This is a genomic window from Sphingobium herbicidovorans (assembly GCF_002080435.1).
Lineage (GTDB): Bacteria > Pseudomonadota > Alphaproteobacteria > Sphingomonadales > Sphingomonadaceae > Sphingobium > Sphingobium herbicidovorans.
In genome coordinates, this window is the sequence record NZ_CP020538.1 from 1,929,354 (window position 1) to 1,949,859 (window position 20,506).

The following is a 20,506-nucleotide window of genomic DNA, read 5'->3' on the forward strand; positions in this document are numbered from 1 at the left end:
TTCGATATGGAGGATCCGACGGCCGAGGAGCCTGACCTCGCGCTCGCGGATCCGGGCGATAGCGCTGAACCGTCGCTCGGTTATGCCTCAATTAAGTCAGAAAGACTCTGAGGGCCGCGCCGCCCTTTCAATTCCCCCGAACACAAGTCTTCAAAACAGCATGTCGATCGCATGAATTGCCAGTCCCACCAGTCCGCCGACCAGCGTTCCGTTGATGCGTATATATTGAAGATCGCGTCCCACGGCGTTTTCCAGGCGGCTGGTGACAGTTCCTGCATCCCATCCGCGCACGGTTTCGCTCACCAGCTTGACGATCGAATCGCCATAGCTTGCCGTCGCGCCCACCGCCGCGCGTCGCACGAACCGGTTGACCAGCAATCGCAGGCGGGGGCTTTCCTGCAACGTCCCGCCCAGTTGTTGCAGCGCTTCGCCCAGCCGTCCCGCCATCGCCTTGCCCGGATCGCGTACCGCGCGCAGCAGCCCGGATCGCGCCTGTTCCCATAGGCCATCGATCCATCGCTGCATGGCGGGATTATCGACGATCTCGTCCCGAATGCGCGCCACGCGCTCCTGCATGGCCGGATCGAATTGAAGATCGTTGGCCAGCTTCGCCATGCCCTCTTCCGCCTTCAGGCGCAGGCTGTGCCCCGGATCGGCGGCCATTTCCGCCAGCATCCGGCGCAGGCCGTCGATGATCGCGTTGGACAGATTTTCATCAAGGCCGGTCCAGCGCAGGATCTTGCCCGCCCTCTCGTGGACCATCTGGCGGATCAGATGGTCATTGGCCTCCAGCGTGCGATCCGCCCAATGGATGATGCCGTCCATCACCGGCGCATGCCGACCATCGCGCATCGCCGCCTCGATCGCCTGCCCCAGTAGCGGGGCGAGGTTCATGCCCCGCAGCCTTTGGGCAATCGCGCCTTTCACCATGCCGCCCAGCCGCTCTTGGTCCAGCGCCTCCAGCATGTCCGCCGCCAGCCGGGACGCGCCTTCCCGCAGGCGTCCGTCGCCGCCAGAGGGGCTCGCCAGGAAGCGCCCGGCGGCCGCCGCGACGTCCAGCTTTTGCATTCGCCGCGCGACCACCGCGGGGGTCAGGAAATTGTCGCGCAGGAACAGGGCCAGCGTGGCGCCGATCCGGTCCTTGTTCCGGGGAATGATCGCCGTGTGCGGGATGGGCAGGCCCAGGGGGTGGCGGAACAGCGCGGTGACGGCGAACCAGTCGGCCAGCCCGCCCACCATCGCCGCCTCGGCAAAGGCTTGGACGAATCCGATGGCGGGATGATGGTGGGCCGTCGCCCGCGCTATCAGAAAAAGCATCGCCATGGCGATCAGCATGCCCGTCGCCATCAGCCGCATGTCTCGGGGGGATCGGACCGGCGCGTCGGCGGCGGGAACAGGAACGGGAAGCATCTTCATCGTCCGACCAACGGTTACGCCGCCGTTTCGTTCAGACAAGCGCTTCCACCGCCCCTTCGCCGGTCCAACTCATTATTCCGCCGGTTGTGTGATTCCCTCATGCTTTGTGTCGTCCCCTGGCTTGTAGGTCAGCAACCGGCGTCTCAGGCGGGGCCCTGCCCATTCCTCGATCTCCAGCGCCAGGCTGAACGTGGCAGGCACGATCACCAGCGTCAGCAGGGTGGACAGCAGCAGGCCGCCGATCACCGTGATGCCCATCGGCGCGCGCCAGGCGCTGTCGCCGCCCAGCGACAATGCCGTCGGCACCATGCCCGCGACCATGGCGACGGTCGTCATCACGATGGGCTGCGCGCGCTTGTGCCCTGCATCGACGATCGCCTCCAAACGCGGCACGCCCTTCTGTACTTCCTCCAGGGCGAAATCGATCACCAGGATCGAATTTTTCGCAACGATCCCAAGCAACATCAACAGGCCGATCAGCACCGGCATGGAAATCGGATTGCCGGTAAGGTGCAGCGCGATCGCTCCGCCCAGCGGCGCCAGCAGCAACGATCCCAGATTGATGAAGGGCGGCATCAACCGCTTGTAGAGCAGCGTCAGCACCGCCAGCACCAGCATGATGCCTGAAATCACGGCGGTGAGGAAATTCCCCACCATCTCCGCCTGCCATTTGGACTCGCCGGTGTTGATTTTTTCAAGGCCGGGAATGCGGCCTTCGTTAATCGCCCTCATCGTTGGCAAGGCGTTGATTTTCCCCGTCGCCTGGCTGCTGACGATGCCGGGCGCGAAATCCGCATCGACGACGATGCGCCGGATCTGGTTATAGCGGCGGATTTGAGTGGGTCCGGCGCCGAATGTGACGTCGGCGACCACCTTCAGCGGCACGGAACCGCCGCTGACGGTGGGCACAGGCATATTCTCGATCGTCGCGATGTCGCGACGGCTGTTTTCGGCAACCGCCACGCGGATGGGTATCTGCCGGTCGGATAGCGAGAATTTGGCGGTATTCTGGTCTATGTCGCCGATCGTCGCGACCCGGATCGCCTGGCTGAGCGCCGCGGTGGTCACGCCCAGGCTGGCGGCCAGGTCGAAGCGCGGCTTGATGATGATTTCCGGCCGGTTCATGTCGCCCTGCACGCGGGGCGCTCGTATTTCCTTCACGCCAGACATTTCCGCGACAAGCTTGTTGGCGGTCTGGTCCAGCAGGTCCGCATCATCGCTGCCCAGCATGATGGTAACGTCGCGGCCAAAGCCGCCCCCTGCCTGCGACTGGAAGTTTACGCGCGCATCGGCAATCTGCTGGAATTTCGGCGCGACAGCGCGCTCCCATTCGACAGAAGAGGAAGGCCTGTCCTTTCTTAATGTCAGATAAATGTTGGCGCTGGTCGGCTCGATGTCGGCAAAGGCCGCATCGACATAGGCCTCGTCGGCTGCCAGCATGTCCGCAACACGCCTGGCGACGTCGGTGGTCTGCTCCAGCGTGCTGCCCGGCACGGTTTCAATTTTTACCTGGCTGAAGTCCGTGTCCATCGACGGCTGGAACGCCATCGGCAAGGTGGCGAAGGCGACCAGAGTCGTGGCGAAGGCAAGCCCGCCAATCCCGACGGTCCAGATACGGTGATCACGCAGCGAGGCGGTAAACCGCCGACCTGTGCGCGCCCGATGGGCGTTGGCGCGGCGTTCGTCCAGCGACCAGCGCAGGACACGCATATATATGTCCATCATCCAACCCTCGCCATGGCTTTCCGCGCCATGCGCCTTGAGGAAATAGGCGGCGACCATGGGCGTGATCAGTCGGGCGACGGCAAGGCTGAGCAGTACGGCTACGACCACCGTCATGCCGAACTGGATGAAGAATTGTCCGGAAATGCCCGGCATGAGAGCGACCGGCAGGAACACCGCGACGATCGCCATCGTCGTTGCCAGCACGGCAAGCCCGATTTCGTCGGCGGCGTCGATCGCCGCCTGATAGGCGGTCTTGCCCATGCGCATGTGACGGACGATATTTTCGATTTCCACGATGGCGTCATCTACCAGCACGCCCGCCACCAGGCTCAGCGCCAGTAGCGATGTGACGTTGAGCGTGAAGCCCATCATGTCCATGAACCAGAATGTCGGGATCGCGGACAGCGGGATGGCGAGCGCCGCGATGATCGTCGCGCGCCAATCGCGCAGGAACAGGAAAACGACGACGACGGCCAGCACCGCGCCTTCGATCATCGCCTGCATCGCCGTATGATATTGGCTCTTGGTATAATCGACGCTGGAGAAGAGCTGCTTGTAGCGGATCTTCGGATTTTCCTTCTTCAACTGCTCAAGCACCTTGAGCGCGTTGTCGAAGACGGTGACGTCCGATGATCCCTTTGCCTTTTCCAAGCTGAAGCTCGTCACCTGGGTGCCGTTCATCAGCGAAAGTGACCGCTGCTCCGCATACATGTCACGCACGTCCGCCAGGTCGGCCAGCTTCACCGTGCGCCCGCCGACGATGGCAATCTGGGTCTGGCCCAGCGCATAGGCGTCTTCAGCGTTGCCGAGTACGCGGATCGCCTGCTCTGCTCCGGCGATTTCAGTGCGGCCGCCTGCCGCGTTCAGGTTCACCTGCTGCAGTTGCTGATTGACCTGCGCAGCGGTTATGCCGTGCGACTGCAGCTTGGCTGGGTCCAGAATGACGCGTATTTCTCGGGTGACCCCGCCGCCGCGCTTGACCGCGGCCATGCCGGGCACCGCCAGCAGCCGCTTGGCGACCGTATTGTCCACATACCAGGACAATTGCTCCAGCGTCATGTCGGTCGCTTCGGCGCTGAAATAAGCGATAGGTCCGTCGGCGTCCATCCGCGTGACCTGCGGCTCCAATATGCCTTCGGGCAGATCGCTGCGGATCTGATCGACGGCATTCTTGACGTCATTGACCCCGCGGTCGATCGGCGTTCCGATCTGGAACTGCACGATCGTCATCGACTGGCCTTCCGAGACTGTCGAGGTAATCTCATCGACACCGCTGATCCCACGGACGGCGGCTTCGATCCGCTGTGTTACCTGGGTTTCAAGCTCGGGGGGCGCAGCGCCAGGCTGCGACACCATCACCTGCGCGATCGGGAAGCTGATGTCGGGCTGCTGATTGATGTCCATGCGGCCGAAGCTGACCATGCCAGCGATCAGCAGCGCGACGAACAGCACGAGCGGGGATACCGGATTACGGATCGCCCAGGCCGAAATATTGCGAAAACTCATGACGGCTTCCTCGCCCGCGCGGTTTTACCCGGCCTTTTTCAGTTGCGGCCGGACCTTCTGCCCGGCGCGCAGGAAGGCGCCCGCCGACGCCACTATGCGTTCATTGCCATTCAGGCCTCGCGTTACGGCCACGCCCTTGTCAGATACCTGGCCGACTTCGACGTCACGTCGTTCAGCCTCGTCACGCCCGTTGATGACGTAGACAAAATGGCCCTTGGCATCGGTCTGCACCGCCGATTCCGGCAGCATCGGCGCGGTCGCGGAGCCGCTGACGATCGTCGCGGACGCAAAACCGCCCGGACGGATCGCGGGGTCATAGGCGATCGCGATACGCGCCATTCCCTGCCGCGTTTGCGGATCGATCACCGGAGAAACCTGCCACACGCGCCCGCTAAACTGCGCTTGGCCACCCACTGGCGTTATTGTCGCGCTGTTGCCCGGCCGAAGGGTTGCAAGATCAGCTTCGCTCAGCTGCGCCAACAACTCCATTTCGCCGCCCTTGGCCATGCGGAACAGCACGCCGCTGCTTGACCCGACTATCTGGCCCGGCTCGACCTCGCGCGTCAGGACCAGTCCCGCCGCCGGTGCGCGGATATCCAGCCGTCCCGTTCTCGCGCGCTGTTCGGCAAGCTGCGCCACGGCGACATTCACGCGCGCATTCGCCGCATCACGGGTGGCCGTGCGCTGGTCTATATCCGCCTGGCTGATGAACCCCCGCTGCACGAGGGCGCGGGCGCGATCAAGCTGCGCCTGAGCCAGCTTGGCGTCAGCCCGATTGACTTCCACCTGAGCCGCCAGGGATTTTATCTGCTCTGCCTGGACGGACCGCTCGATCACCGCCAGCACCTGGCCCGCGCTGACCCAGTCGCCAGGCTGAACCAGCACCTGTCTGACTTCCCCGCCTTCACCAACGACGCCGACCGGCATTTCCACACGTGCAGCGAGTGAACCGTTGCCGCTGATCGTGCGCGGCACAACCGACTGACCGGGCACGATTACTGTGACTACGGGCGCCTCTTGAGCCGCTGCCGCCATTTCCGGGCTTTTGCCATTCATGGTGATCCACGCGGCGATGCCGATGAGAATGATGGCGATGATCGCACCGATGACCAGCAGGCGCCGCCGTGCGGGCTGCGCTTCTTCGCCAAAGATGCCCGCCGGGGCATCCCCGGCGACCTGAGTTTCGTAGTTCATTGCGGTTCCATCGCTCGGCGTCTTGCCACTGGAGCACTGTGTTATATAAACAATGCACCTGGCTCAACCCTCCATACACTTTGCACAACTGCGCAGCAACAATCGCGGTCGGGCTGTCCCTTGCCAAATCTTTGCGGCTATGGCGCTATGAAGGACGCAAAGGGCGGGAGGCTAGGATGGAATTGCTTGGTTGGATCATCGTCGGCCTGTTCGCGGGGGCAATCGCGCGGTTGGTGATGCCGGGCCGTGATCCGGGAGGCTGCGTGGTCACGATCCTTCTCGGGATCGCCGGCGCATTGCTCGCGGGCTATGTCGGACGCCTGCTTGGCGTCTATGATCCGGGGGAGCAGGCGAGCTTTCTGGCGGCTGTGCTGGGTTCCATCGGGGTTCTGGCCATATATCGCTGGTTTGCCAAGCGGCGCTGACCGGCGCAAAAAAAAGGGCCGCGTCGAAACGCAGCCCTTCATACCCGCCAGCTGAGCTTGCGGGTCGGTTTAACGGACCGATCCGCGACGGACCAGATTGACGATGGCAAGCAGCACGATTGCGCCGACCAGCGAAACGAGGAAGCTGTAAAGCGTCAGGCCATCATTGATTGAACCGCCGCTGAAAATCAGGCCGCCGATGAAGGCGCCTATAATGCCGACGACGATGTTCAAAAGGATGCCCTGCTGCGCATCGGTCCTCATGACCATGCTGGCAAGCCAGCCGATGATACCGCCCACAACAAGCCACAGAATGATACCCATTTCACACTCTCCTTGGACCAGCGCCCCCAGCGGGTTGGCTATTCTGTTCAACGGCGAAGTCGACTTAGCGTTCCGTCGAAAATGTTTCCGGGTTGACATTTAGGTGCGAATCGCGGTGCGCGCGGAAACGAAAAGGGCCGCCCGATGCACATCCGGCGGCCCTTTTTCACTCTTGCGGCGCGAAGCCGGAGGCGATGATCAGTATTTCTGCTGACGTTCGTAGAGCGACTTGTAATATTGTATCCGGGTGACCCGCAGGCCATGCATGCCCGAACGATCAACCGCGCGCTGCCAGCCCGCAAATTCCTCCAGCGTCAGCGAATAGCGCGCGCAGGCTTCGTCCACGGTCAACAGGCCGCCATTGACGGCAGAGACCACTTCGGCCTTCCGGCGTACGACCCAGCGGGTCGTATTCACTGGAGGAAGGCTCTCCAGCGTCAGGGGTTCTCCGAGCGGCCCGACGACCTGTGCAGGCCGTATTTTTTGATTTTCTATCATTCTCACCTCAAAAAGCGGCACTGGCTTTGCCGAATTCAGCAGCGGCAACCGTTATGCGCGTCAGCCCTGAAGATCGGCTAAAGCGCCACGGTAAACGCTGCCTTCATCATCATTGTCCCACTCCTAAATGCTGTGCGATCAACGGGTTGAAGCTGCCCGTCGGGCGCGCGGCTGCGATCATGCCGCTGGTCCGTGGCGCGAAGATTTCGGCCAGGTCCTGGATCCAGTCGCCCTCTTGGCCCTGCCCCCGCAGGACCCCCGCAACCGCCTGCGCGGTCGGGCTGGCCGCCTGCGCCGCCGCCGAAGCGGCCCGCAGCATCGGCCAGACCGGCGCATGCGGCCGGTTGACGGGTCTGGCATTGGCGGATCTGAGCCCGCCCGCCCGAAGAAAACTGAAGTCCATGAGGCGAGGGATAGCGAATAAAGGATAAAGTCCGGTAAACTCGCTGCGCCGGAATGATGCATGTCGCGACGGTATGGCGGGAATCCGCTGGAATGCGGGCGCCTGCCCGATTATATGCGCGATCATGCAGCCCCAGTTCCAGTTGCCCGAGCCGCTCAGCGCGCGCCGAATCGTCGTTGCCATGTCCGGCGGCGTGGATTCGAGTGTCGTCGCCGCGCTTGCCGCCCGCACCGGCGCGGAGACCATCGGCGTGACGCTCCAGCTTTACGATCATGGCGCGGCAGTGGGCCGCACCGGCAGCTGCTGCGCCGGCCAGGACATTCGCGACGCCCGCGCGGTCGCCGACCGTATCGGCATCGCGCATTATGTCTTCGACTATGAAAGCCGCTTCCGGGATTCGGTCATCGCCGACTTTGCTGATGAATATATGGCGGGACGCACGCCCATCCCCTGCGTGAAGTGCAATATGGGGGTGAAGTTCACCGACCTGTTCCAAATCGCGCGCGACCTGGGTGCGGACTGTCTGGCGACGGGCCATTATGTACGGCGGGTCGAAGGTCCGCAGGGCGCCGAACTGCACCGGGCCGCCGATCCCGCACGCGACCAGAGCTATTTTCTCTTCGCCACAACCCAGGCGCAGCTCGATTATCTGCGTTTCCCGCTTGGCGGCATGCCCAAGCCGCAGGTGCGCGAGATCGCGGGCGAACTCGGCCTCGGGGTCGCGCTAAAGCCTGACAGCCAGGACATCTGTTTCGTGCCGGACGGCGATTATGCCAAGATCGTGCGCAAACTGCGTCCCGATGCCGATGAAGGCGGTGAGATCGTCCATATCGACGGTCGTGTGCTTGGGCCGCACAAGGGACTGATCCATTACACGGTCGGCCAGCGCAAGGGGCTGGAGATCGGGGGGCAGGCCGAACCGCTTTACGTCGTGCGGCTGGATGCACAAGCGCGGCGGGTGATCGTTGGACCAAAGGCTGCCCTTGCCGTTTCTGCGGCGCAACTGTCCGACATCAACTGGCTCGGCCGTGATTTCAGCGGGCCATTGACGGCCAAGGTGCGGTCGATGGCAAAGCCGGTGCCCGCGCGGCTGGATGGCGGACGGCTGGTTTTCGATGCGCCCGAGTTCGGCGTCGCGCCGGGGCAGGCGGCAGTGCTCTACGCGGGCGATCATGTGCTGGGCGGTGGCTGGATCGCGGCGACCGAACCGGCGCTGGCCGAGGCGGCCTGATAAGCGCGCTTCCCGATCCGCCTTGCGCGACCTTGCCCTTTCAACCCCCGCCAAGTAAGGCCCGCCGGTCATGACTCGTCCGCTCACTCTCGCCATCCCCAAGGGCCGCATCCTTGATGAAGCGCTGCCGATGCTCGCGCGCGTCGGCATAGAGCCGGAGGCGGAATTTCATGACAAGAAGAGCCGGGCGCTCCGCTTCGCCACCAATCGGCCCGACATATCGATCATCCGCGTGCGCGCCTTTGACGTCGCAACCTTCGTCGCTCATGGCGCGGCGCAGATCGGCATCGTTGGTTCCGACGTGGTCGAGGAATTCGATTATTCCGAACTCTACGCGCCGGTGGACCTGGACATCGGTCATTGCCGCCTGTCCGTCGCGGAACCCGTCGACCTTGCCGATGAAGACGAAGCGGCTATGAGCCATGTCCGCGTGGCCACCAAATATCCCTATCTCACGCGCCGCTATTATGAAGCACGTGGCATCCAGGCCGAATGCGTGAAGCTGAACGGCGCGATGGAACTCGCGCCCTCGCTCGGCCTCTCGCGGCGGATCGTCGATCTGGTGTCGTCGGGCGCGACGCTCAAGGCCAACGGCCTTGTCGAAACCCATGTCATCATGCAGGTGTCGGCCCGTCTGGTAGTCAATCGCGCCGCCTACAAGATGCGGTCGGCCGACCTCGCACCTCTGGTGGAGGCCTTCCGCAAGGCCGTGGGGGTGAAGAATGCCGCTTAGGCTCGACAGCCGCGACGCAGACTTCGATGCTGCCTTCACGGCGTTGGTCGATGCCCGGCGCGAGGCGGACGAAGATGTGTCGCGCGATGTCAGCGCGATCCTGAAAAAAGTGCGCGCGGAAGGCGACGCGGCGATCGCCGACTATACCAGTCGCTTCGACCGGCACGATCTGGACGCAGGCGGCTGGGCGGTGGCGCCGGCTGAATGCCGCGCGGCGCTGGATGGCATTTCCTCTGAATTGCGCGATGCGCTGGAGCTGGCGGCGGCGCGCATCGCCACCTATCATGAAAAGCAGAAACCTTTGGACAGCGACAGCGTCGATGCGGCGGGTGTCCGCTTGGGCGCGCGCTGGACGCCCGTCGATGCGGCCGGGCTGTACGTGCCGGGGGGCGGGCGGCCTATCCCAGTTCGCTGCTGATGAACGTCATCCCGGCCAAGGTTGCCGGCGTCTCGCGCATCGCGATGGTGACGCCGACACCCAATGGCGAGATCAACCCGCTGGTCCTGGCCGCAGCCAGCATCGCGGGGATTGAGGAAATCTGGCGTATTGGCGGAGCGCAGGCCGTTGCGGCGCTCGCTTATGGCACTGACAGGATCAAGCCTGTCGATGTCATAACCGGCCCCGGCAATGCCTGGGTGGCGGAGGCCAAGCGGCAGTTGTATGGCGTGGTAGGCATCGACATGGTCGCAGGCCCGTCCGAGATCGTCGTCGTGGCCGACGCGCAGAATGACCCGGCCTGGATCGCTGCCGATCTGCTCAGTCAGTCCGAACATGATCCGACCAGCCAGTCGATCCTCTTCACCGATGACGCCGCCTTCGCCGATGCCGTCGCGGCGGCGGTGGAACAGCGCCTGCCGCTGCTTTCAACCCAAGCGGTAGCGACCACCAGCTGGGCGGCCAACGGTGCGATCATCCTCGTGCGCGACCTGCAAGAAGCGATGCCGCTGGTGAACCGCTTGGCTGCCGAGCATCTGGAGCTGGCCGTCGATGATCCCGACGCCCTGTTCGCGCAGGTGCGCCATGCCGGGTCGGTCTTCCTTGGCCGCATGACGCCAGAGGCGGTGGGCGATTATGTCGCTGGTCCCAACCACGTCCTGCCAACCGGCCGCCGGGCGCGCTTCTCATCGGGGCTTTCGGTGCTCGACTTCATGAAGCGCACCAGTTTCCTCAGCCTCGACAAGGCTGCGATCGAGGCCATCGGTCCGGCTGCGGTCGCCTTGGCGGAGGCAGAAGGACTGCCCGCCCACGCAGCATCGGTGGCTGTGCGGCTGCGGTGATGATGTTCCATTCGGTTCTGGCTTGTCGGGAACCGGATGCGCAGGGTTCTCGACAGGCCAGAACCAAACGGAATAAAAGACCTTTATGAACGAACGCTCCAAATCCCGCTCCGCCGCCCGCCTCGCCGCGGTTCAGGCGCTGTATCAGCTGGAGATGGAGGGCATCCCGCTTGCGACGCTGTTGCACGAGTTCCATCAGCACCGGTTAGGCGCGACAATCGAGGATGTGACCTATGCCCAGGCAGAGGAAAGCTTCTTCGACGACATTGTGACCGGCGTCGACAAGCGTCGCAGCGAGATCGACGGCATCGTCGCGTCGCGCCTGTCCAAGGGCTGGAGCCTGGAACGGCTCGACAAGCCGATGCGGCAGATTTTGCGGGCGGGCACATATGAACTGCTCGCGCGCAAGGACGTATCGACCGGAACGGTGATCAGCGAATATGTGGATGTCGCCCACGCCTTTTACGACAAGCGCGAGGCAGGCTTCGTGAACGGCCTGCTCGATGGCGTGGCAAAGGATGTGCGGAAGTAGCGCCATGCCGGAAACAGGCGGCCTGTCTGGTTTTGAGCAGAGGCTGATCTTCGGTCATGTCGGCTGAATCCCGCTTCCTGACCCTGCTCCGTCTGCTGGCGAACGATCCCGGTGCGCAGGGTTTGCAGGATGACGTGGCGGTGTTGCAGGTGGGAGGGGTCCGCCTGGTCCTGACCAGTGACACGATGGTGGAGGGGGTGCATTACCTTCCCACCGACCCGCCCGCCGATATCGGCTGGAAGCTTGCGGCTGTGAACCTGTCGGACCTTGCGGCGAAGGGCGCGCGGCCGGTCGGTTGCCTGCTCAACTACGCTTTGTCGGGCGATGACAGCTGGGACGCTGCTTTCCTTGAGGGCCTTGGAGAGGCGCTCAGCCGCTATGCAATGCCGCTGTTGGGCGGCGACACCGTGCAAATGCCTGCGGGCAGCCCGCGCAGCTACAGCTTGACAGCGATCGGTGAGGCCAGCGGCCCTGTGCCTGTTCGGGCGGGCGCGCAGGCGGGCGACAGGCTGTATCTTACGGGGCCGGTAGGAGACGCCGGCGCAGGGCTGGACCTGTTGCGGTCCAATCCGGGTGCGTCGGGGCCTCTGGTCGATGCCTATCGCCGACCGAAACCGCGCCTCGTCGAAGGCGCGCTGCTCTGCCCGGATGTTCATGCGATGATGGATGTGTCCGACGGATTATTGATCGACGCCGCACGCATGGCCGAGGCGAGCGGGCTCGCCGTCACCATCGACCATATACCGCTGTCCTCCGCGCTGGAATTGGCCCGCGGCGCCAGCACCGCGCTACAGATCGCCGCGGCGCAAGCGGGGGACGATTATGAACTGCTGTTCGCCCTTCCGCCCACGCTCAAGCCGCCGGTAAGGGCCATTCCCGTGGGGCGCTTCTCCACAGGATCGGGGCTCAGCCTCGTCATCGATGGGGCGGCGATGCCGCTTCCCCCCAGCCTTGGGTGGGAACATGGATGATCGCCATCCCCGCAACATGCTGATTCAGGTCAGTTCCGTAACGGCTTGACGCCGCCCGTACTGGCTGTAGCTTCCGTCCATCCTTTCTCAGCCCGGTTGGACGCCCATGATGTGCGTAATCCACGATGCTGATTGACGCGGTGCCCGATGCCGGATGCATGAATTCCGGCCGCCCCGTTTCACGCCTTTCGCCTGCCCGTTATTCCCTGCGGAGCGGCCGATGAAAGTAATAACAGGGGGAGAGGAACATCCATGCAAATTGTCTATATTGCCATAGGGTGCGGTCTTCTGGCCGTGCTCTACGGCCTGTTCACCAGTCGACAGGTGCTGGCGGCCTCCGCTGGCAACGAAACCATGCAATCCATCGCCGGCGCCATCCAGGAAGGCGCGAGGGCGTATCTCAGCCGCCAATATATGACCATCGGCGTGGTGGGCGTCGTCGTCGCGGCGATCGTCCTTTATTTCCTGGGCGCGGTTTCAGCGATCGGTTTCCTGATCGGCGCGATCCTGTCGGGGGCGGCGGGCTTCATCGGCATGAATATTTCGGTGCGCGCAAATGTTCGCACCGCCGAAGCTGCGCGGACCTCGCTGCAGAGTGGCCTGACCGTCGCCTTTCGGGCAGGTGCGATCACCGGCATGCTGGTGGCTGGGCTGGCGCTGCTCGCGATCAGCGTCTTCTTCTGGTATCTAACCGGCCCGGCCGGCCATGCTCCTGACGATCGCCTGGTGATCGACTCCCTTGTCGCGCTGGCCTTCGGGGCGAGCCTCATTTCCATTTTCGCGCGTCTGGGCGGTGGCATCTTTACAAAGGCGGCCGACGTCGGCGCTGACCTGGTGGGCAAGGTAGAGGCGGGCATCCCGGAGGATGATCCACGCAATCCCGCAGTCATTGCGGACAATGTCGGCGACAATGTTGGCGACTGCGCAGGAATGGCGGCTGACCTTTTCGAAACCTATGTCGTGACGGTGGGCGCGACGATGGTGCTGACCGCGCTGCTGGTGACTGGGGTCGATAATGCCTTCCTGCTGCAGCTCATGGCCCTGCCCCTGATCGTCGGCGGCGTGTGCATTATCACGTCGATCATCGGCACCTACATGGTACGGCTGGGGGCTAGTCAGTCGATCATGGGCGCGCTCTACAAGGGTTTCTGGACCACGGCCATCCTGTCGATCCCGGCGATCTATTTCGCGGCCCAGTTCACCCTGGGCGACCTCAACGCACGGTTCGGCGCCGACCTTGACGGCAATGGCGGCTATACCGGCATCGCGCTGTTCTGGTCGATGATGGTGGGTCTGGCGGTCACGGGCCTGATCGTCTGGATCACCGAATATTATACCGGCACCAACTACCGCCCGGTGCGCAGTATTGCCCGGGCATCCGAAACCGGCCATGGCACCAACGTAATTCAGGGTCTTGCGGTCAGTCTGGAAGCGACCGCGCTTCCGACGCTGGTAATCGTGGCGGGCATCATCGTCGCGCACCAGCTTGCCGGGCTGATCGGCATCGCCTTCGCGGCGACGGCCATGCTGGCTCTGGCAGGCATGGTGGTGGCGCTCGACGCTTATGGTCCGGTCACGGATAATGCGGGCGGCATCGCCGAAATGGCCCATCTCGACGACAGTGTGCGTTTGAAGACCGACGCGCTGGACGCCGTGGGCAATACGACCAAGGCGGTGACGAAGGGTTATGCCATCGGCTCAGCAGGGCTCGCCGCGCTGGTGCTGTTCGGCGCCTATACGGAAGACCTGAAATTCTACAATTCCGCGCTTGGATTGACTGAGCCGGTCGATTTCAGCTTGTCCAATCCGTACGTGATCGTCGGCCTGCTGCTGGGAGCGCTGCTGCCCTATCTGTTCGGCGCGATGGGCATGACGGCCGTGGGCCGTGCTGCGGGCGACGTCGTCAAGGACGTGCGCGATCAGTTCGCCACCAACAGAGGGATCATGGAAGGAACGTCGCGCCCCGATTATGCGCGAACCGTCGACCTTGTCACCCGCGCCGCGATCAAGGAGATGATCATCCCAAGCCTGCTGCCCGTGCTGGCCCCGATCGTCGTCTTTTTCGCGATTTCGGCCGTGGCGGGTACGCCCAATGGCTTCGCGTCCTTGGGTGCGCTGCTGCTGGGCGTCATCGTCTCCGGCTTGTTTGTCGCCCTGTCGATGACCTCGGGCGGCGGCGCTTGGGACAATGCCAAGAAATATATCGAAGACGGCAATCATGGCGGCAAGGGATCGGAAGCGCACAAGGCGGCCGTGACTGGCGATACCGTAGGCGACCCGTACAAGGATACGGCTGGCCCTGCCGTCAATCCGATGATCAAGATCACCAACATCGTTGCCCTGTTGTTGCTCGCTGCGCTGGCGCACGGCGCTTGACCTGAATGCCCTCTCCGGGAACGGGGAGGGCATTTCCCGCATTCGCGCTCAGCCTATCTTTCTGAAGCTGTTGCCCGGTCGATGACAGACCCTGAGCGGCTTGCCCCGCCGCTATGTGGCGGCCTATAGGCGCGTCCATGACCAGCGAACCCTTCCGCTCGCAGTTGGCGGCCCTTGACAAGCGAGGGCGGCTGCGTCGCCTGATCGCCCGCACCGGACGCGATTTTGCTTCGAACGACTATCTGGGCCTCGCATCCGATCCACTGATTGGGCAGGCCGTAGCCGACGCCGTCGCGCGCGGGGTGCCGGTTGGGTCTGGAGGGTCGCGCCTGCTGCGCGGCAATGCCCCTGAGCATGAGGGGTTGGAGGCGAAAGCCGCCGCCTTCTTCCGCACGCAGGGCGCGCTTTTCCTCGCCAACGGCTTTGCCGCCAATTGCGCGCTCTTTTCAACGCTGCCGCAGCGCGGCGACCTGATTGTCGCCGATGAGCTTATTCATGCCAGCGTCCATGACGGCATCCGCCTGTCGAAGGCGGCCACCGTCTTTGCCCGTCACAATGACGTGCAGAGTTTCGCCGACCTGATTGGCGCATGGCGTGACGAAGGGGGCAAGGGGCGCGTTTGGATCGCGGTCGAAACACTCTATTCCATGGATGGCGACACGGCTCCACTAAGCGATCTTGCGAAGCTTGCCGCCATTCACGACGCGATGCTGATCCTGGACGAAGCGCATGGCACCGGGGTTTTCGGACCGGGCGGGCGGGGCCTTTCAGCTGGGCTCGACGGGCTCCATAATGTCGTCACGCTTCACACCTGCGGGAAGGCGATGGGAGTGGAAGGGGCGCTGATCTGCGGGCCGCAGATCATTATCGACTATCTGATCAACCGCGCCCGCGCGTTTATCTTCTCGACCGCTCCGTCGCCGCTTATGGCCGTTGCCGTTTCCGCCGCGATCGATCGCATCGAGCAGGCCGACGACCTGCGCGCCCGGCTCAAGACGCTGTGCGTCGATGCTGGAGAGGTGATCTGCGCTCCGCTGGGCCTGCCGCAACCGCGGAGCCAGATCGTGCCGGTTCTTTTGGGCGATGATCGCCGCGCCATGGCCGCCGCCTCAGCCTTGCAGGAGGCCGGTTTCGACGTGCGCGGCATCCGCCCGCCAACCGTCCCGCCCGGCACCAGCCGCCTGCGCATCTCGCTGACGCTGAATGTCGGCCGCGCCGACATCGCGGCGCTGGGAGAACATTTGCGGGGGGTTCTGGCATGAGCCGCTTCATTGTTACCGGCACCGACACCGACATCGGCAAGACGGTCTTTGCCGCCGGCCTCGCGGGCGCGCTCGGCGCTCATTACTGGAAACCGGTCCAGGCCGGTGTCGCCCCAGAGGGCGACAAGGAGGCCGTGTCGCGGCTTGCGGGCTTGCCTGCCGCGCAAATCCTGCCGGAAGCCTATCGCCTCAAGACGCCAGCCTCGCCGCATCTGGCAGCCCGTCTCGACGGGGTAGAGATCAGCCTCGACCGGCTCGCCCTGCCACAGGTCGACGGACCGTTGGTGGTGGAGGGGGCGGGCGGCGTCCTGGTCCCGGTCAGCGAGACATTGTTGATGGCCGACCTCTTTGCGCATTGGGGCCTGCCGGTCATCCTGTGCGCACGCACCGCGCTGGGCACCATCAACCACAGCCTGCTCAGCATCGAGGCGCTGCGCAGCCGTGGCGTTACGCTGGCCGGAATCGCCTTCATCGGCGACGCGCATGCGGAGAATGAGCGGATCATCCCGGCTCTGGGGCGCATACCCAGCCTTGGCCGCCTGCCGCATCTCGATCCGCTCAATGCGCACAGCCTCCGGGCGGCCTTCGCGGCGAATATCCGCTTGCCCTGACGCGATGTTGCGGCTCAACTCCCCGCGATTGGGTCAAGCAAGGGATGCTTCGATGAAATTCCTCCTCCTCGGCGCCGCAGCCTCGGCGCTGGTTCTGGCCGCTTCCGTTGCGCAGGCCGACCAGGCATCCACGGCAAAGCCCACCTATGGCAGCTATGGTTTCGACACGCAGGGTATGGACCCTGCCGTTGCTCCCGGTGACGATTTCTACCTGCACGCCAACGGCCGCTGGGCGAGGGAGACGCCGATCCCGGCCGACAAGTCCAACTATGGCGCGTTCAACGTGCTCGACGATCTGTCGCGCGAACGGACGAAGGGCATTCTGGAAGCCGCACGGTCCGATCCCGCAAGCAAGATCGGCCTTGCCTATGCCAGCTACCTCGACGTCGCTTCGGTCGAGGCGAAGGGATTGTCTCCCATCCAGCCGTGGCTCGCGAAGATTCAAGCCGTCAGGGACAAGGGCGATTATGCCCGGCTTGCCGCCGAGGCTGCCCGGGCGGGGGTTTCCGGACCGTTCGCATTCTATGTGGGTCAGGATGACAAGGATCCCGAACATTATATCCTGAACCTTCGCCAGGCTGGCCTGGGACTTCCCGACCGGGACTATTATCTTCAGCCCGATGACAAGATGGCGACGATCCGATCGGCCTATGTCGCGCATCTTGAGCAGATGCTGACGCTTACCGGGCAGGCCGATGCAAAACGCCGGGCGGCCGCGCTGATGGCCTTTGAAACCGAAGTGGCGAAGATTCACTGGACACGGGTCGACAGCCGGGACGCTGACAAGACCTATAACAGGATGTCCCTCGCCGACTTGCAAAAAGCTGCGCCGGGCTTTGATTTCACCAGCTATTTTTCGGCTAGCGGTCTCAGGCCCGCAGCGTTGCTCGTTGCGCAGCCAAGCGCGATCACGGGCGAAGCGGCGCTTATCGCCCGAACGCCGGTCGAACAGTTGAAGGACGCGCTGCTACTGCGCAGCCTGCACGCCTATGCGACCTACCTGCCTGAGCGGGTCGCGGACGCCGACTTCGCTTTCTACGGCACTACCCTTTCCGGCACTCCGCAGCGGGAAGAACGGTGGAAGCGCGCTGTCGATTTCGTAAAGGGATCCATGGGCGAGGAAGTCGGCAAACTCTACGTAGCCAGATATTTCCCGCCCGAAACCAAGGCCGCGATGGACCATCTGGTCAAGAATGTCATTGCCGCAATGGGCCGCCGCATCGACGGGTTGGCTTGGATGAGCGACTCCGCCAAGGCGCGGGCGCACAAAAAGCTCGCCGCTTTCAAGCCCAAAATCGGCTACCCCGAAAAGTGGCGCGATTATAGCGGCCTGACGGTCAGCCCAGCGGACCTGTTCGGCAATGCGCTGCGGTCGAACCAATATGAATTCGACTATCAGATGGGGAAGCTCGGCAAGCCCATCTACCGCTGGGAATGGCAGATGACGCCTATGGAGATCAACGCCTATGCGGACTTTTCCATGGTGGAGATCGTGTTCCCCGCGGCGATACTGCAGCCGCCTTTCTTTGATCCCCATGCCGATCCGGCGGTCAACTATGGCGGCATCGGCGCAGTGATCGGTCATGAACTGAGCCACCATTTCGACGATCAGGGCGCCAAATATGACGAGACGGGGAAGCTCAACCAATGGTGGAGCGATGCCGACGTCGCTGCCTTCAAGGGGCTGACGGACAAGCTGGTGAAGCAATATGACGCCTATGAACCCTTCCCCGGCGCGCATGTGAAGGGGGCCTTTACGCTGGGCGAGAATATCGGGGATCTCGCCGGCGTGGCGGTTGCGCTCGACGCTTATCATGCTTCGCTCGGCGGGAAGCCGGCGCCGGTGATCGACGGCGCCACCGGCGACCAGCGTTTCTTCCTGGGCTGGGCGCAGGTGTGGCGTCGCAACTATCGCGAGCCGAACCTGCGCCAGCGGCTGGTGACCGACCCACATTCGCCATCGCAATATCGGGCGAACACCGTCCGCAATTTCGATCAATGGTATGGGGCGTTCAAGCCCAAGCCGGACAGCAAACTCTACCTCGCACCGCAGGACCGGGTAGAAATCTGGTAGTTATTCCGCGTAGGTAACGATTCACCATTGCGTTGGATGGTGGGGAGCGAGCGGCAAGTAGTTGCGACGGCTTGCCGTCATCCCTGAAATGTCACGCTTCGCCGAATCCTTCTTTAAGATGATGCGCCTCTTCCACATTTTTTACTCATTAATCATGAGGAGAAGCATGTTGACGGGTTTTCGTTCATCGACCTTTTTGAAAACTGGCCTGGCATCGGCCGCTCTGTTTGCCGCCGCGCCGCTTCTGGCGCAGGATGCAGCCGCTCCCGCATCGCCGGCGACGCCTGCCGCGCCAGCGACCCCTTCGGCCGGGGCTTCGCAGTTTAGCGAGGCCGACATCAAGCAGTTTGCTGCCGCAGCCGTGGAAGTGACCAAGATTCAGTCGGACGCTTCGATCGCGGCCGCAGAAAAGCAGCCGAAAATGCTCGCCGCTCTGCAGGCGTCTGGCATTGCACCTGAAAAGTTCAACGAAATCGGCCAGGCTGCTGCGGCCGATCCGGCGCTTCAGCAGCGTATTCAGGCTGCCGCTCCGGCTACGCCAGCGGCCCCGGCGTCGCCGGCGAGTCCGGCAGCGCCTGCTGCACCCGCCAACTAAGGGCAGACTTATGGCAGGGGAGGAGCTTGGCGTGACGCGTTTGCTCTTCTAAGCGTCATTCCATGACCTCTCCTGTCTGGCACCCATTCACGCAACACGGCCTTGGTGAAGCGATCCCGCAAGTGGTTCGGGCCGATGGCGCGATGCTGCACCTCGCTGGCGGCGGCACGCTGATCGATGGCATTTCCAGTTGGTGGGTGACGACGCATGGCCATTGCCATCCGCGTATCGCTGCGGCCATCGCGGCGCAGGCTGGGCTGCTCGACCAGCTTATTTTCGCGGGATACACGCATGAGCCTGCCGAACGGGTGGCGCGCGGTCTGATCGACATCGCGCCCCAAAAGTTGGGCCGCGATCCGCTAGCCCATGTTTTTTTCTCGGACAGCGGTTCCACGGCTGTCGAAGTCGCGCTCAAAATGGCGCTCGGCTACTGGCACAATCGGGCAAAGGACGGTTTATCGTCGCCGCGCCATCGCATCCTGGTGCTGGAACATGGCTATCACGGGGATACGATCGGGGCGATGTCGATCGGCGAGCGGGGCGTCTATAATGCCGCATGGACCCCCTCTTGTTCGACGTGGGCACCATCCCCTTTCCCGCTGCTGGCGCCGAACAAAAGACGCTGGACGCGCTGGAATCCGCCTGTGCCCAGCATCCCGCTGCATTCATTGTCGAACCGCTGATTTTAGGGGCGGGCGGCATGCTCCTCTATTCGCCTGCAATCCTGCGTGAAATGGCCGCGATCTGCGCGCGGCACGACGTTCTCTTCATTGCGGACGAGGTGATGACAGGCTGGGGGCGCACAGGCACTCTCTTTGCCTGCGAACAGGCGGGCGTGGTCCCGGATATCATGGCCGTGGCAAAAGGCATTACCGGCGGCGCGCTTCCGCTCGCGGCGACATTGGCGACATCACGGATCTTTGACGCGCATAGCTCGACCGACCGTTCCCGTCTTTTCTACCATTCGAGCAGTTACACCGCGAATGCGATCGCTTGCGCCGCCGCCGCCGCGAACCTCGCTATCTGGCGGGAAGAAGATGTGCTGGGCCGCATCGCCGCTCTGTCGCAAGGGATCGAGCAGCGACTCGGCTGTCTTGCGCAGCATCCTGCCTTTGCCAATCCGCGCCAGCTCGGCACGATCGCCGCGATCGATCTGATCGCGAAGGACGCAGGCTATCTTTCCGATCTCGCCCCGCGCCTGCGCGCCTTCTTTCTTGAAAATGGCCTATTGCTCCGGCCCTTGGGAAACACCATTTACCTTTTGCCGCCTTATTGCCTTGATGCAGATCAGCTCGATCGCATCTTCGCGCTCCTCTCAAAAGCCGGTGATATTTTCGGCATCGCGCCCTGAC

General features: G+C 63.4%; 16 protein-coding genes and 2 pseudogenes. 12 read left to right on the forward strand and 6 right to left on the reverse strand.

Annotation, left to right across the window (positions count from 1 at the left end):
- Nucleotides 1-150: 150 nt before the first annotated feature.
- The 3 genes from B6S01_RS09330 to B6S01_RS09340 form a co-directional block, all read right to left on the reverse strand.
- Nucleotides 151-1,416 carry a DUF445 domain-containing protein gene (locus B6S01_RS09330; RefSeq protein ID WP_037462979.1) on the reverse strand — a complete coding sequence of 422 codons (1,266 nt, stop codon included), beginning with the start codon at nt 1,414-1,416 and terminating at the stop codon, nt 151-153.
- Nucleotides 1,417-1,488: 72 nt separating this feature from the next.
- Nucleotides 1,489-4,647 carry an efflux RND transporter permease subunit gene (locus tag B6S01_RS09335; protein ID WP_037462978.1) on the reverse strand — a complete coding sequence of 1,053 codons (3,159 nt, stop codon included), beginning with the start codon at nt 4,645-4,647 and terminating at the stop codon, nt 1,489-1,491.
- Between the two features lie 24 nt (nt 4,648-4,671).
- Nucleotides 4,672-5,841 carry an efflux RND transporter periplasmic adaptor subunit gene (locus B6S01_RS09340; protein WP_037462977.1) on the reverse strand — a complete coding sequence of 390 codons (1,170 nt, stop codon included), beginning with the start codon at nt 5,839-5,841 and terminating at the stop codon, nt 4,672-4,674.
- Nucleotides 5,842-6,017: 176 nt separating this feature from the next.
- Here B6S01_RS09340 and B6S01_RS09345 point away from each other — a divergent pair, with 176 nt between their 5' ends.
- Complete coding sequence (locus tag B6S01_RS09345) at nt 6,018-6,266, forward strand: GlsB/YeaQ/YmgE family stress response membrane protein (protein WP_037462975.1); 249 nt, start codon at nt 6,018-6,020, stop codon at nt 6,264-6,266.
- A gap of 69 nt (nt 6,267-6,335) precedes the next feature.
- Here B6S01_RS09345 and B6S01_RS09350 read toward each other — a convergent pair whose 3' ends face one another.
- From B6S01_RS09350 to B6S01_RS09360, 3 genes are all read right to left on the reverse strand, one after another.
- Nucleotides 6,336-6,590: a GlsB/YeaQ/YmgE family stress response membrane protein gene (locus B6S01_RS09350; RefSeq protein ID WP_037462974.1), complete on the reverse strand. Its 255-nt coding sequence runs from the start codon at nt 6,588-6,590 to the stop codon at nt 6,336-6,338.
- 198 nt (nt 6,591-6,788) lie between these two features.
- Complete coding sequence (sciP, locus tag B6S01_RS09355) at nt 6,789-7,088, reverse strand: CtrA inhibitor SciP (RefSeq protein ID WP_037463004.1); 300 nt, start codon at nt 7,086-7,088, stop codon at nt 6,789-6,791.
- Between the two features lie 109 nt (nt 7,089-7,197).
- Nucleotides 7,198-7,491: a hypothetical protein gene (locus B6S01_RS09360; protein WP_037462973.1), complete on the reverse strand. Its 294-nt coding sequence runs from the start codon at nt 7,489-7,491 to the stop codon at nt 7,198-7,200.
- Between the two features lie 124 nt (nt 7,492-7,615).
- Between B6S01_RS09360 and mnmA the strand changes: the two genes are divergently transcribed.
- The 11 genes and pseudogenes from mnmA to B6S01_RS09415 all read left to right on the forward strand — a co-directional run bounded on the left by mnmA (nt 7,616) and on the right by B6S01_RS09415 (nt 20,505).
- On the forward strand, nt 7,616-8,722 hold the full coding sequence (mnmA, locus tag B6S01_RS09365) for a tRNA 2-thiouridine(34) synthase MnmA (RefSeq protein ID WP_037463003.1): 1,107 nt from the start codon (nt 7,616-7,618) through the stop codon (nt 8,720-8,722).
- A gap of 70 nt (nt 8,723-8,792) precedes the next feature.
- Nucleotides 8,793-9,455: an ATP phosphoribosyltransferase gene (hisG, locus tag B6S01_RS09370; RefSeq protein ID WP_037462972.1), complete on the forward strand. Its 663-nt coding sequence runs from the start codon at nt 8,793-8,795 to the stop codon at nt 9,453-9,455.
- Nucleotides 9,445-10,733: pseudogene (gene hisD, locus B6S01_RS09375) on the forward strand (histidinol dehydrogenase). The gene hisG and the pseudogene hisD overlap by 11 nt, the downstream one beginning before the upstream one ends.
- A gap of 85 nt (nt 10,734-10,818) precedes the next feature.
- The gene (nusB, locus tag B6S01_RS09380; protein ID WP_037462969.1) at nt 10,819-11,265 is read left to right on the forward strand and encodes a transcription antitermination factor NusB; all 447 of its coding nucleotides are present in this window, start codon (nt 10,819-10,821) and stop codon (nt 11,263-11,265) included.
- A 56-nt stretch (nt 11,266-11,321) separates the two neighbouring features.
- Entirely contained in the window at nt 11,322-12,236 is a 915-nt protein-coding gene (gene thiL, locus B6S01_RS09385; protein ID WP_037462968.1) for a thiamine-phosphate kinase, read from the forward strand.
- 252 nt (nt 12,237-12,488) lie between these two features.
- A complete protein-coding gene (locus B6S01_RS09390) occupies nt 12,489-14,612 on the forward strand; it encodes a sodium-translocating pyrophosphatase (protein ID WP_037462967.1) in 2,124 nt (707 codons plus the stop codon).
- 137 nt (nt 14,613-14,749) lie between these two features.
- The gene (locus tag B6S01_RS09395; RefSeq protein ID WP_037462965.1) at nt 14,750-15,874 is read left to right on the forward strand and encodes an 8-amino-7-oxononanoate synthase; all 1,125 of its coding nucleotides are present in this window, start codon (nt 14,750-14,752) and stop codon (nt 15,872-15,874) included.
- Nucleotides 15,871-16,485 carry a dethiobiotin synthase gene (gene bioD / locus B6S01_RS09400; RefSeq protein ID WP_037462964.1) on the forward strand — a complete coding sequence of 205 codons (615 nt, stop codon included), beginning with the start codon at nt 15,871-15,873 and terminating at the stop codon, nt 16,483-16,485. Before B6S01_RS09395 ends, bioD begins: the two co-directional genes overlap by 4 nt.
- 52 nt (nt 16,486-16,537) lie before the next feature.
- A complete protein-coding gene (locus tag B6S01_RS09405; protein ID WP_037462963.1) occupies nt 16,538-18,559 on the forward strand; it encodes a M13 family metallopeptidase in 2,022 nt (673 codons plus the stop codon).
- 166 nt (nt 18,560-18,725) lie between these two features.
- Entirely contained in the window at nt 18,726-19,154 is a 429-nt protein-coding gene (locus B6S01_RS09410) for a DUF4168 domain-containing protein (RefSeq protein ID WP_094182610.1), read from the forward strand.
- 62 nt (nt 19,155-19,216) lie between these two features.
- Nucleotides 19,217-20,505, forward strand: a pseudogene (locus tag B6S01_RS09415) (adenosylmethionine--8-amino-7-oxononanoate transaminase).
- Nucleotide 20,506: the final 1 nt, after the last annotated feature.

Coding starts and splice junctions, on each gene's coding strand:
- B6S01_RS09330 (WP_037462979.1), bottom strand. CDS start 1,416: ATGAAGATGCTTCCCGTTCCTGTTCCCGCCGCCGACGCGCCGGTCCGA.
- B6S01_RS09335 (WP_037462978.1), bottom strand. CDS start 4,647: ATGAGTTTTCGCAATATTTCGGCCTGGGCGATCCGTAATCCGGTATCC.
- B6S01_RS09340 (WP_037462977.1), bottom strand. CDS start 5,841: ATGAACTACGAAACTCAGGTCGCCGGGGATGCCCCGGCGGGCATCTTT.
- B6S01_RS09345 (WP_037462975.1), top strand. CDS start 6,018: ATGGAATTGCTTGGTTGGATCATCGTCGGCCTGTTCGCGGGGGCAATC.
- B6S01_RS09350 (WP_037462974.1), bottom strand. CDS start 6,590: ATGGGTATCATTCTGTGGCTTGTTGTGGGCGGTATCATCGGCTGGCTT.
- sciP (WP_037463004.1), bottom strand. CDS start 7,088: ATGATAGAAAATCAAAAAATACGGCCTGCACAGGTCGTCGGGCCGCTC.
- B6S01_RS09360 (WP_037462973.1), bottom strand. CDS start 7,491: ATGGACTTCAGTTTTCTTCGGGCGGGCGGGCTCAGATCCGCCAATGCC.
- mnmA (WP_037463003.1), top strand. CDS start 7,616: ATGCAGCCCCAGTTCCAGTTGCCCGAGCCGCTCAGCGCGCGCCGAATC.
- hisG (WP_037462972.1), top strand. CDS start 8,793: ATGACTCGTCCGCTCACTCTCGCCATCCCCAAGGGCCGCATCCTTGAT.
- nusB (WP_037462969.1), top strand. CDS start 10,819: ATGAACGAACGCTCCAAATCCCGCTCCGCCGCCCGCCTCGCCGCGGTT.
- thiL (WP_037462968.1), top strand. CDS start 11,322: ATGTCGGCTGAATCCCGCTTCCTGACCCTGCTCCGTCTGCTGGCGAAC.
- B6S01_RS09390 (WP_037462967.1), top strand. CDS start 12,489: ATGCAAATTGTCTATATTGCCATAGGGTGCGGTCTTCTGGCCGTGCTC.
- B6S01_RS09395 (WP_037462965.1), top strand. CDS start 14,750: ATGACCAGCGAACCCTTCCGCTCGCAGTTGGCGGCCCTTGACAAGCGA.
- bioD (WP_037462964.1), top strand. CDS start 15,871: ATGAGCCGCTTCATTGTTACCGGCACCGACACCGACATCGGCAAGACG.
- B6S01_RS09405 (WP_037462963.1), top strand. CDS start 16,538: ATGAAATTCCTCCTCCTCGGCGCCGCAGCCTCGGCGCTGGTTCTGGCC.
- B6S01_RS09410 (WP_094182610.1), top strand. CDS start 18,726: ATGTTGACGGGTTTTCGTTCATCGACCTTTTTGAAAACTGGCCTGGCA.